This window comes from Flavobacterium sp. 316, from assembly GCF_000967805.1.
GTDB classification, from domain to species: Bacteria; Bacteroidota; Bacteroidia; order Flavobacteriales; family Flavobacteriaceae; genus Flavobacterium; species Flavobacterium sediminilitoris.
The window spans coordinates 66,424-78,545 of sequence record NZ_JYGZ01000007.1; the positions used below are offsets into that span (position 1 = coordinate 66,424).

Annotated in this window: 12 protein-coding genes; 9 read left to right on the top strand and 3 right to left on the bottom strand. The window is 30.5% G+C overall.

Annotation, left to right across the window (positions count from 1 at the left end; all coding sequences use genetic code 11):
* Positions 1-8: 8 nt before the first annotated feature.
* Positions 9-1,598, bottom strand: coding sequence for a bacillithiol biosynthesis cysteine-adding enzyme BshC (gene bshC / locus SY27_RS15460; RefSeq protein ID WP_045972006.1), 1,590 nt, complete (start codon positions 1,596-1,598; stop codon positions 9-11).
* A gap of 118 nt (positions 1,599-1,716) precedes the next feature.
* Between bshC and SY27_RS15465 the strand changes: the two genes are divergently transcribed.
* The 9 genes from SY27_RS15465 (at position 1,717) to SY27_RS18915 (ending at position 8,813) form a co-directional block, all read left to right on the top strand.
* Positions 1,717-2,781 carry a putative phage abortive infection protein gene (locus tag SY27_RS15465; RefSeq protein ID WP_045972008.1) on the top strand — a complete coding sequence of 355 codons (1,065 nt, stop codon included), beginning with the start codon at positions 1,717-1,719 and terminating at the stop codon, positions 2,779-2,781.
* A 335-nt stretch (positions 2,782-3,116) separates the two neighbouring features.
* On the top strand, positions 3,117-3,881 hold the full coding sequence (locus SY27_RS15470) for a hypothetical protein (protein ID WP_045972010.1): 765 nt from the start codon (positions 3,117-3,119) through the stop codon (positions 3,879-3,881).
* Positions 3,871-5,262: an RtcB family protein gene (locus SY27_RS15475; protein ID WP_045972011.1), complete on the top strand. Its 1,392-nt coding sequence runs from the start codon at positions 3,871-3,873 to the stop codon at positions 5,260-5,262. Before SY27_RS15470 ends, SY27_RS15475 begins: the two co-directional genes overlap by 11 nt.
* A 156-nt stretch (positions 5,263-5,418) precedes the next feature.
* Positions 5,419-6,024, top strand: a complete 606-nt coding sequence (locus tag SY27_RS15480; RefSeq protein ID WP_045972013.1) for a hypothetical protein — start codon at positions 5,419-5,421, stop codon at positions 6,022-6,024.
* Positions 6,012-6,698 carry a peptide chain release factor H gene (gene prfH, locus SY27_RS15485; RefSeq protein WP_045972015.1) on the top strand — a complete coding sequence of 229 codons (687 nt, stop codon included), beginning with the start codon at positions 6,012-6,014 and terminating at the stop codon, positions 6,696-6,698. The genes SY27_RS15480 and prfH overlap by 13 nt, the downstream gene beginning before the upstream one ends.
* 25 nt (positions 6,699-6,723) lie before the next feature.
* Positions 6,724-7,263, top strand: a complete 540-nt coding sequence (locus tag SY27_RS15490; RefSeq protein ID WP_045972017.1) for a hypothetical protein — start codon at positions 6,724-6,726, stop codon at positions 7,261-7,263.
* Positions 7,264-7,329: 66 nt separating this feature from the next.
* A complete protein-coding gene (locus SY27_RS15495) occupies positions 7,330-8,229 on the top strand; it encodes a phytanoyl-CoA dioxygenase family protein (protein ID WP_045972019.1) in 900 nt (299 codons plus the stop codon).
* A gap of 101 nt (positions 8,230-8,330) precedes the next feature.
* Positions 8,331-8,546 (top strand): hypothetical protein, encoded by a 216-nt coding sequence (locus tag SY27_RS15500; protein ID WP_045972021.1) that lies wholly within the window; start codon positions 8,331-8,333, stop codon positions 8,544-8,546.
* A 105-nt stretch (positions 8,547-8,651) separates the two neighbouring features.
* Positions 8,652-8,813, top strand: coding sequence for a hypothetical protein (locus SY27_RS18915; protein WP_161794165.1), 162 nt, complete (start codon positions 8,652-8,654; stop codon positions 8,811-8,813).
* A 63-nt stretch (positions 8,814-8,876) separates the two neighbouring features.
* Here SY27_RS18915 and SY27_RS18325 read toward each other — a convergent pair whose 3' ends face one another.
* Positions 8,877-11,561 carry a T9SS type B sorting domain-containing protein gene (locus SY27_RS18325; protein WP_052705375.1) on the bottom strand — a complete coding sequence of 895 codons (2,685 nt, stop codon included), beginning with the start codon at positions 11,559-11,561 and terminating at the stop codon, positions 8,877-8,879.
* A 117-nt stretch (positions 11,562-11,678) separates the two neighbouring features.
* The coding region (locus SY27_RS15510; RefSeq protein WP_045972023.1) for a T9SS type B sorting domain-containing protein at positions 11,679-12,122 on the bottom strand (444 nt) is incomplete at its 5' end.

Genomic DNA, 12,122 nt, shown 5'->3' on the forward strand with positions numbered 1-12,122 from the left:
ATTTATTCTCACAAAACCACCACAGTAAACTCCTGCTCCAAAGGTTTCAACGCTTCCAAAAGCTTCTCAATTAAAGCAGGTCCAAATTCAGCATAAAACACAGCAAAATTAATTTTTCGTTCTTGTAAACTTTTTCCAGGAAACAACTCATTTTGCAAAGCCGTCATGCGTTCTAGTTTTTCTGCTAACACTCTTTTTTCTGCTTTTAGTAAGCGTTTTTCTAGATTTTCTAAACCTTTTAGTTGCTTTTTCTCTTGTGCTTCTACAGCTCCTATAAAGGATTTGTCGGTTTGCTTTGCCATTTCTTTTAAACCAATAAATTGTTGTTGCAAATGGGCTTTTTGATCTGAAAAATCAATGGTAAATTGAGATAAGGCTTTGGTTTTATTGGTCAACAAATCATTTTGAGTACTAAATAAATCTGCCCAACTTAAGTCTAATTTATCTGCTTTTTGAGCTTGTTTTTCAGTAGTTAATAGAACCGAATTTCGCAATAAAAGCATTGGAAAAGTAATTTTATTCGCTTCAAAATTAGATTGTAATTCCAACCAATAAGCCAATTCTCCACCACCACCAATATAACACAAATTAGGTAAAACCACTTCTTGATACAAAGGTCTCAAAATCACATTCGGACTAAACTTTTCAGGATGATTTTCTAATTCAGCAAGAATTTCTGTTTCCGAAAAAGTCATTTTGGTATTCAAAACATTATATTGATTGTTTTCAAAGACGATTCTTTCTCTCATATCATCTTCAATATAAAACAAGTTAATTTCTCTAGGATTGACCTGAATTTTATAATCGGCTAAATGGTCATTGGTCTTTAAAACTTCTTCACTTGAGGTTTGATGTAACAATTCTTCCTTTACATAAGGAATAAAAAGCTGTTTTAAATTTTTATCATCACCATCAATAATAACTAAACCTTCATTTTTAAACAATTCGTTTGCCAAAAAACGAGTAGCATTGGTCAAATTCGAATGTTCTAAATAGGCTTTTTGGAACAACTCTTTTAAATAATTGGCATGATCACTAATCCCAATGGCTTTCGAAAATTCCTCAAAAACAACATCTAAACCTTCCGTTGACAACCGTCCAACAGGTCCAAAACTGTCTTTTTTCCATTGGATTTTCTTTCCATCTAGGTTAAAATAATTGATTTCTTCAAAATCATGATCCTCAGTGGCCATCCAATAAATAGGTACAAAGTTATTTTCTGGATATTTTTTTTGTAATGTTTTACATAAATTAATAGTAGAAATAATCTTATACAAAAAGTACAACGGACCTGTAAATAAATTTAATTGGTGACCTGTTGTTATTGTAAAAGTGTTTGAATCGTCTAAAAGTTTAATATGGTTTAAAGTACTTTCAGAAATTGGAAAATTCTCGTATTGTTTTTCTAAAGCAGTAACTAAAATTTTTCTATTTTCAAAAGGGAAATTAGCTTGTTTTTCAGTGAGTTGTGCTTTGAAATTCTCCAGTTTTGGAAAACGATTGTACAGTTGTTTCAGTTCCTCTTTTTTATTTAAATAATCGATCATTAAGTTAGAAAAATATCCTGAATTTTGATAGCTGATACAGTCGGTTGGCATAGTTAAATTTAGTTTGTTCAAAAATACTAAAAAAAAGAAGTTTGGAATTATTGTTTAACAATTCATTAATGTTTAATTTTAAAAAAATAATTAACTTTTTATAATAAATTATTGACAAATGGAGAAACATTTATCTGAGAAAAACTCATTAAAACTTGTTTACATTGGATTTGGATTAATAGCCATTGGTTTAGTTTTTTTCCTTTGGAAAGAATGGGATAATGTGAGATATGATGAAGTTGACTCAGCTAAAATTGGTCAATTTGGAGATTTTATTGGAGGTGTTGTTGGAAGTATTTGGGCTTTAGCTGGATTCATTTTGTTTTATGTAGCATTAAATAAACAAAAAGAAGATTTAGAGATAAATAGAGATGCTTTAAAATCTCAGATTGAAGCTATGAGTCTTCAAACAGAAGAATTTAAAGCTCAAAAAGAAGAATTAGAAGAAACCAGAAAAATATATATTGAACAAAATAAAACGCAAAATTTACAAAGATTTGAAAATACCTTTTTCAATATGCTGTCATTACATCATCAAATTGTTGATTCTATAGATTTGGATTTTAATGACTTTATCGATCCTAAAAGTGATTATGAACGTTTTCTTGATAAATTTAATAAAAAACTTAGAAAAGGTAAAGCTATTTATGATTCTAGAGATGTTTTTAAAACAACTTATCTTCATCTTCATACTTTAATACAAGAGGACTTTAATCAAATTGTTAAAGGTGTAACTAAAAGACCTATTGCAAATATACAAGAATCTTATGATTTTTTTCAAGAATTAAATCTTGAAAAGAGTGAGTTAGAACATAATAATTTAAAATTTGTTAGCCATTTTAATTCAATATATAATTTTATTTATGAAAAAGTAAATACTGATTTTGGACATTATTTTAGAAATCTTTATAGATTAATTAAAATGATTGATGAACAAACTTTTGACCAAGATTCTGTTGAGAATGACTTTAAAAAGAAATATTATTACACTTCTATCGTTAGGGCTCAGTTGTCTGATTATGAATTATATTGGTTGTTTTTTAATTGCCTATTTGAATATGGAGAAAAATTTAAACCATTGGTTGAAAAATATGCTTTTTTAAAAATAATGGATGGAACTTCAAATGAAGTAATTCTTCATTATAAAAAATTTTATAAGGATACAGCATTTAGGATAGATTAAAAAAATCAAAAATAAATTTGGAAATGTAAAAAATAATTACAAAAATTTGTGCTCAGAAAAAATAACAATTTTAAAAACGAAGAAAAAATGACATTATTTACATCATACTTCCAAAGCAATAAATCAGTTGATACTGGTTGGGCTTTTCTTCGTGGCTTATTTCATTCCTAGTAAATTCAGTTAAGAATATATGAAAAAGCCCGAAGCTAATTAGATTCGGGCTTTTTTAATTCTAGACCCTTCAGAAATTCCCGATACACGAACTATTACTTTATCCTTTTTGGATGAAGATGCTCATAGTTTTTACGCTATGTTACTAACATGAACTTTTTCAAATGGGAAATTTCACTGAGAACGATTATGCTTTTGCCAGTCGTTTTAAAAGTGCAAGACGTAAGAGAAGGTTAGTAAAAAAAGATTTTGATAAGCAATTGCATGCTATTTATGTTCGAGAACGTAAGTTGTTTGTAGACAAAAGAAATTTACCATTAATTCCATTAGAAAATCCATACCAACAAGGTTGGGTGCGTTATTTTGTATTGCGAGAAGATGTATTACGATCACCAAATGCTGATTTTTTTCAGAATTTGCTAACGAAAATTAATACATACAAATATTCCAATGCAAAATCATTTTCAAGAAAAGTGAGAAAGAAAGGTAAGAAAATTATGGTCGAAGAACATCAAGAATTGTATCGTGTTTGTCCACTTCATTGGAATTGTAAAAAATTCGGTCTTACAGAAAAAGAGAAGACCTATTTTACATTCGTTGTAGAGTGGAGTGAAGTATTTAAAAGGTTTCTTCACTACTACAAATTCAATGAATCTTGGAGATATGTTTTGCGAGTACGACCAAATTTCATCACACATAAAAAAGCAATCGATGAAGTTTTGGAAAGTGAATTACAATGGATCGACAATCGAATTACTAACTATCATTTACGCAATAAAATAAATAGATTAAAGAGTGGGAGAGGTCATTATAAAGGATATTATGATGAAGATGAAAAACCAAAATATAGTGACCCAAATAAAAATAAAAGTCTACAAGAATTGTATGAAGATTATGTAAACGAAAAAAGAATAGATTATGGGAAATAAATTATCCGGGAAAGACCTAATCAAATTGGGTTTCCCAAAGAACAATGCAATCAATATTGCCTTAGGGCAAATTAATAGATACAGAAAAAGAGAAAAAAAGGAAAGCATATTAAACGAAGCGAAAGAAGTGTTGTTGCATCCAGAAAATTTCAAAATGCATGGCACTTGGGGGAAAGTAGCAGAAGGATTAGTCAATCCAGTGCAAGTGAAATTCAACCAGTTGAGAAACACAAGAGCTCCCTTTTCAATATTTGGAGAAAACGAAATCGACGAGCAAGCCAAGTTTCAATTGTATGATTCTTTAAAATTACCAGTCGCAGTCAAAGGAGCTTTAATGCCAGACGCACATTCAGGTTACGGATTGCCAATAGGTGGTGTTTTAGCCACTGAAAATGCAGTGATTCCTTACGGAGTAGGAGTAGATATAGGTTGTAGAATGAGTTTATCGATTTTCGATTTACCTGCTTCTTTTTTGAAAGGAAAAGACCATCAGTTGCAAGCGATTTTAAAAGACAATACCAAATTTGGTATGACTGAAACGCACAAAACAAAAGCTGATCATGATGTCTTTTATCGCAATGAATTTGATGACATTCCTTTGTTAAAAAGACTAAAAGACAAAGCCTATAAACAATTAGGTTCGTCAGGAGGAGGCAATCACTTTGTAGAATTTGGTATCGTAAAATTAGACAACCCGTTACCAGAATGGAAACTAGAGCCCAAAGAATATTTGGCAGTGTTATCACACAGTGGTTCCAGAGGTTTAGGGGCTAATATTGCGAAACATTACACCTATTTGGCAACAAAACAATGTCCGTTACCTAAGAATGTCCAACATCTAGCTTGGCTCGATTTGAACACGCATGACGGACAAGAATATTGGTTGGCAATGAACTTAGCAGGAGATTACGCAAAGGCTTGTCACGATGACATTCACCGAAGAATAGCCAAAGCTTTAGGCAAAAGAGTAGTGGTTACTATCGAAAATCACCACAATTTTGCTTGGAAAGAACAAGTGGATGGCAAAGAATGTATCGTGCATAGAAAAGGAGCGACACCAGCCCAAAAAGGGGTTTTGGGAATCATTCCAGGTTCTATGACTGCACCAGGATTTATCGTGATGGGAAAAGGTAACGAAGAAAGTCTCAATTCCGCTTCACATGGAGCAGGACGCTTGTTTTCAAGAGCCAAGTGTAAAACGAGTTTCACGCAAAGCCAGATTAAAAAAGTCTTGGTTGATAATGAAGTAACATTAATAGGAGGAGGCATCGACGAAGCACCTATGGCTTACAAAGACATCAACAAAGTAATGGCTTTGCAAACCGAATTGGTGGATGTCTTAGGAACATTCACTCCTAAAATAGTGCGAATGGACCGATAATAAAAAAGGAAAATTGTTTTTCTAGGAGCGAATGGCTTGGGCATTTTCAGCCAACCATTTTCCCGCTTTACGAAGTAGTCCCGATTGCATCGGGAGCTACTTGCTACAATCGGGGCTAGCTAGGAAACTATTGGATTTTTTGTAAAAAGAAAAAGTATGGAAAGGTTTCAAGATGAAAATAAATGGTTAGGAAATTTTGAAGATATCATAGATGTAAAATGTCCTAAGTGTAGCGCAAAAGCAGGAGTTAAAAGAACATACGAATCAAAATATTTGTATAGAGATACACGAATTTTAGAATGCAAACACTGCTATTTTGCTCAAAAAGGTCAAATGAAGAAGTTTAAAGCAATAGTGGATACTTTTTGCTGTAATAATGAAGATAAAATCAAGTATGAATCTCAGATTTTGAATGAAAAACCAGAGAAAATAAATTTAAAATGTCCAATTTGTATGGAACATAAAGATTTCAAACCAAAAATTGAGGAGATTACTTATGGTTTTAATGCTGATGTGAGCAAACAAAGGGAATCTTACTTTAACTGTGAATTATGGTATCAAAAACAATTTGATAACGCTATTTTTTGGGCTTATAATAGGGATCACATTGAGTATTTAGAGCGTTACATAAGAGCAGATTTACGAGAAAGGAATAATGATGGAAGTTTTAATAAAACATTGGTTTCAAGATTGCCTCAATTTGTAAAGTCTGCAAAAAATAGAGAGAAGCTCTTAAAAAGTATTGAAAAATGGAAAAAATAATACAAATAACCTCAGGAAGGGGACCAGCAGAATGCACTTGGGTTGTGGCTCAGGTTTTGAAAAAAGTGTTGGAAGAAGCAAACGAGTTACAAGTAAAAGCAACCGTTTTGCAAAGAGAAGCAGGTAGCGAAAACGGAACAGTAGAAACCGCTATTATTCAATTAGAAGGTAAAAAAGCAAACGAGTTTGTAACGTCTTGGTTAGGCACGATTCAATGGATTGGAAAAAGTACGTTTCGAAAATTTCACCAACGAAAAAATTGGTTTATAGGAATTTTTGAAATAGAACAATCAAGTGAAACTAAATTCCATGAAAAAGATGTCCAATACCAAGCTATGCGAAGTTCAGGAGCTGGTGGCCAACATGTGAATAAAGTGAGTTCAGCAATAAGAGCGACTCATATTCCAACAGGCATTGCAGTCGTTGCTATGGATTCCCGTTCGCAACACCAAAACAAGAAGTTAGCAACCGAACGCTTAAAGCAAAAGATTGAAGCAAACAATTTGAATCAGTTTAAAAACCAAGAGCAAAATACTTGGACCAACCAAATGCAAATTGAAAGAGGCAATCCTATAAGAGTGTTTCAAGGTTCTGATTTTAAAAAACAAAAAGTAGTTAAAAGCTACAAAAAAGAACGTTTAAAATTTAAAAATGAATTAAGGAATAGCGACTAATTACTATTCACTAATCACTAGAGATATGAAATCAATAGATAAATACTTGTTTCAAGCCATGGATAATTATCCATATTGTTTGGAAGAAACCATAGAATCCTTAGATTATGCTTTGTCGTATGATGATAAGAATACCACAGCCTTATGTTTGTATGCAAGAATACAAGCCGAGCAATTGTTCAATTATGAAGAAGCGAAAAATTATTTCCAACAAGCGTTAGGGATTAACATCAATGCTATTGAAGTGTATCCTTATTACATTCAAACATTGTTAGCCAATGAAGATTTTGAAGAAGCAGAAAAGTTAATCGACTTTGCTTTAACAATTAAAGGAATCAACAAAGTAGAGATTTTGATGAAGAAAATCCAACTTCTAGAAATTAAAAAAGAATTTAAAGAAGCCAAACAGCTTTTAAAAGAAATGAAGTTAGCAGTTGTTAATAATGAATACAATTATTATTTGGAAGAAACAAAAGCAAGGATTAAAGGGAAATTAGAACTTTTAAAACCGAAAAAAGGTAAAGAAAAGAAAGCTAAGAAAAACAAGAAGAAAAAAGGATGCTAAAAGGCATCCTTTCTTTGTAGAAAAATAAAATTCAGTTACATTTGATACTAACGACTCATTTTTAATATGGATTTAATTGAAAATTTTTGGAACAGAATAAGAAACAGTAGTGCAACTATCAAAACCACTTGGGATCAAGAAACAGCACATTTGTATCAATTGGGAATAAGTATGGAAGAAACCTTGCATTATCTTCACGAAGAAAAGCCAAGTCCTATAGAATTTAAAAACTGGATCCAACAGAAAGAAAAAAAAATACAAACTAAAACCGATGCAATAGCAGATGTTCTTACAAAAGAAGATTTGGATTTTTGGGAAACCAATGGATATGTGGTAGTGAAAAATGCAATTGCTGAAGAGGATTGTTTGGCAACACAAAAGGCAATTTGGCAATTTTTAGAAAAAGATCCAGAAGATGCTACAACTTGGTATAAAACCCATACAGAACAAAAAGGATTAATGGTTAACTTTTTTAATCATCCAACCTTAGAAAAAAACCGTGCCTCTCTAAAAATTCAAAAAGCATACGAACAATTGTATGGAACAAATGAAATTTATAAAACGATAGATAAAGTCAGTTTCAATCCACCAATCACAGAAAATTATACCTTTTTAGGAAGTAATTTGCATTGGGATGTAAGTTTAAAACAACCTATACCTTTTCGTTTACAAGGATTATTATACCTGTCAGATTGTGATGAGAAAGATGGAACTTTTCATTGTGTGCCCGGTTTTCATCATCACATTGAAAATTGGATGCAATCCCTTTCACCGACAGATAATCCAAGAGAAGTAGCTTTAAAAACATTAGTACCTATTCCCATAACCGGAAAAGCCGGAGATTTTATTATTTGGCATCAAGCTTTGCCACATTGTGCTACTCCTAATTATGGTAAAAAGCCTAGACTAGTTCAATACTTAACTTATTTTCCTGAAAAGTATACAGAAAATCTGGAATGGATTTAACATTTTTTAAGTGATAGTTTTTACGTTTTTATTTACCTTTAGGAAGTTGATAATTATAAAAAAATTATTGATTATAAAACGAACAATTAAACAAATAAATCATGTTAAACAAAATTTTAAGTTTAGAAGGAATTCAAAAACTAGCTAAAAATGAGCAAAAAAGCATTAAAGGAAGTGGAAATATTGGAGATTCTAATTGTAGATGCTTTTGTTATGTAGGAATTAAACGAGTTGATCATTATTGCTTCTCTTATTGTCCGAACGGGACAATACCAGGATTATATCCTGATAGTACAGGTGATTGTACATTTCCATGAAGAAACTTATAATTTTGAAAATTAGATTTTTAGATTGAATATACTTTCCTAGTATATATTTAAAAAAACAGTACATTATTTTACAAACAATTAAACAATAAAGTTATGTTAGAATTAATTTTAAAAAAAACAGGAGTTCAAAAGTTGAACAAAAAAGAAAAAAGAACTATTAATGGAGGTTTAGCATGTAAATTAGAACAAGACGGTAGTTACTCTTGTCCTCCAGGAACATATTGCGCACCTTCTGGCTTATGTAAACGTATCTAATCTTTTTATATTGATAAAAAGTAAAAAGTCTAAAATTTATTTTAGACTTTTTTTATTCATTTTTTATCGCTTCAAAGTAAAATGACCTTTAAACTCTTTTCCATTTTCTCTTGTAACTATAAACCAATAGTCGGAAGAAGGTAATGGTTTTTCTAAGTAGTTTCCATCCCAACCTTGTGAATTAGCGCCTAACTGCTTTATGAATTTGCCATAACGATCAAAAATTTTAATAGTTAAACTAGGTTCATTTTCAGAAAATTTAATTTTCCAAAAATCATTATAATCATCACCATTTGGAGTAAAAAACTTAGGATACATCAATAAATATACTTCTCCAGAAACTTCTCCACAACCATTCTTGTCTCTTACATAAACAGTATATTCACCATTATCCAATCCATTAAATGTATTRCTACTTTGAAAGTTAATTCCATCTAACGAATAATCATAATCTCCTTCGCTATTTGAAGTTAATAAAACCGTTATAGTGTTATTATTATCATTCCAATCAGAAGTAATAATCTGAGAAATTGTAGCAATATTTGAATTAACTACAGTGAAGTTTTTAGTTGTAGTACAAGTTATATTATTGTGATTTTCGGAAACCGTTACAGAATAGTTTCCTGGTTGAAAAACCGTAATTGATGGAGAAGTTTCATTAGTTGACCAAAGGTAGTCATCAAATCCATTTCCAGCAGAAATAGTAATTGATGCACCTTCACAAATAGGTATTATGTCATTTATAGTTAAAAATGGCTTATTTATTAATGATAAATTTAATTTAACTATATTATAGCAGTTATATTGTGAATCAATTCGAACATAAATAGTATGATTGCCAATAGTTAGGTTATAATTAGTTGGATTCATAATCTTATCAGATATAATTTGATTTTCAGCTCCATTTAAGGAATGATAGTATTGAAAAGTATTTCCAATTGAATTCGTTAAGTACGAATTGTATGCTGAAAGATTAATAATTTTACTTCCAGTATTCAAGTCATCACAAAATGATTTTGAGTAACTATTTGCAGGTAAAGTATCTGTTAGTTCTACTAAGACTTCAAATCTAGTGGGGTTTACACAACCATTTACTGTTTGTGTGGCAAAATAAGACGTATTGTTCATTAATAATGTTGAAGATGGAAGAACCGATGTACTAGTTATAGTAGGATACCAGGTTATGTTTGAACCGTGTAAAACAATATCATTAAGAGTTGCATTTTGAGTATTACAAAAGTATTGATGACGGTCTCCAGTAGGAGGATTATGATTATCAGTGTAACTATTTAATGTTATTAGAAAGGGTAAAGAAGTACAGCCTGAATCATCTTTTATAAGTATATAATAATCTCCAGGACTAATATTATGGAGATAATTATTCGTAGTCCATGTATTTCCATTATCAAAACTATACTCGTTGGAAGATGTGGAAATAGTAATACTTCCTAAATCAACGCAGGAGTTTGGTTGATTAATTATAACATCAGGATTAGGTAAGTTGTTTATATGCGGATTAATATAAACAGGCTTTATTGGTGAAATACAATTATAAACTTTTGTTCTTACATTGTAGTATCCAGGAGTTAGTAAATTAAAAAAAGGATTAGAACTCCATGTTGTTCCGTTATCTATACTATACTCATCTGCGTTATCTAGTACTAAAATCGACCCAGTAGTAGTAAAACAAAAAGGAGAGGTAAATATAACTTTAGGAATTGGTAAAAGATTGGAAACGCGTGATTTTGGACTTATATAGCAATTAGTATCATCTGCAACTCTTACATGATAATATCCAGTTCCTGTTGAACTAAATGAGACATTATATGTAGAGGTGGTAGCATTAAGGATAAGGTCTCCATTGTAATACCATTGGTACACTACGTTTCCATTTGTTGGAGTAGTAATATTTGCTGTTAATAATAAATCATTAGAACAAAGATGACCAGATTGATTTATAATTACATCATATTCATTTGTTTTATTAAGTAATATATCGTCAAAAATAAAATAAGGAATATAGTTAGGTGCATATACATACCCAGGAGGTAGTAATTCAGGAGATCCAATCATAATAGTATTTATATCAATGGTAGAGTTGAAATTGATAGTTACCTCTTGCCAAATTGATTCGGGTTTATAGGAGATATAACCCAACTCTATCCATGTTGGATCAGCAGTATTTGGACTTAATGATGTATGAACAGGAACATTATTTATATCATTACAACCATATATAGTGATACTTATAGGTTCTAAAGTTGATGCATCAATATTAGAATTTTCAACCATTGATGTGATTAAGGCAGCAATTTTGAATGATAGTTGATAATTAGTATTGTTAAGTATTGGTGTTGATAGTTTAGTTGAAATATATTCTTTATAACTATCTCCTATTACTATTCCTGCAATTCCATTTCCAGAAGGGAAATTTAATAAATTTGGATAAGAATTTAGAATAGGCATGATATATCCACAATTATTCATGTAATCAGGAGTTCCGTTATATGTTCCATTTATCCATGGATACGCCATGTCTATTTGTGAAGTGCGAGAAGGACAGTTGCTGTAATTTTCAAAATTATGATTCTCAATAATGTAATTGCTACTAGAAGTGTAGCATAAACAATTAGGATCAACTAAATCGATTAATCCATCATCATCATCATCAATACCATTATTACATATTTCTTGAGAATAAGATAAAGTTGAAAATAATAATAAAGTTAATAATAGTAAAGATTTCATTTTTTAGTGATATTAAAATATTGTTAGAAACAATTATATAGTATAACACAATAATAATAAATTTATATTAATTGTAATGAAAATAACACATTTTATTTTTTGTAATAAATATATTTTTTATCGCTTCAAAGTAAAATGACCTCTAAATTCTTTTCCATTTTCTCTTGTAACTATAAACCAATAGTCAGAAGAAGGTAATGGTTTTTCTAAATAATTTCCATCCCAACCTTGTGAATTAGCGCCTAATTGCTTTATGAATTTGCCATAACGATCAAAAATTTTAATAGTTAAACTAGGTTCATTTTCAGAAAATTTAATTTTCCAAAAATCATTATAACCATCACCATTTGGAGTAAAAAACTTAGGATACATTAATAAATATACTTCTCCAGAAACTTCTCCGCAACCATTCTTGTCTCTTATATGAACAGTATATTCACCATTATCCAATCCATTAAATGTATTRCTACTTTGAAAGTTAATTCCATCTAACGAATAATCATAATCTCCTTCGCTATTTGAAGTTAATAAAACCGTTATAGTGTTATTATCATCATTCCA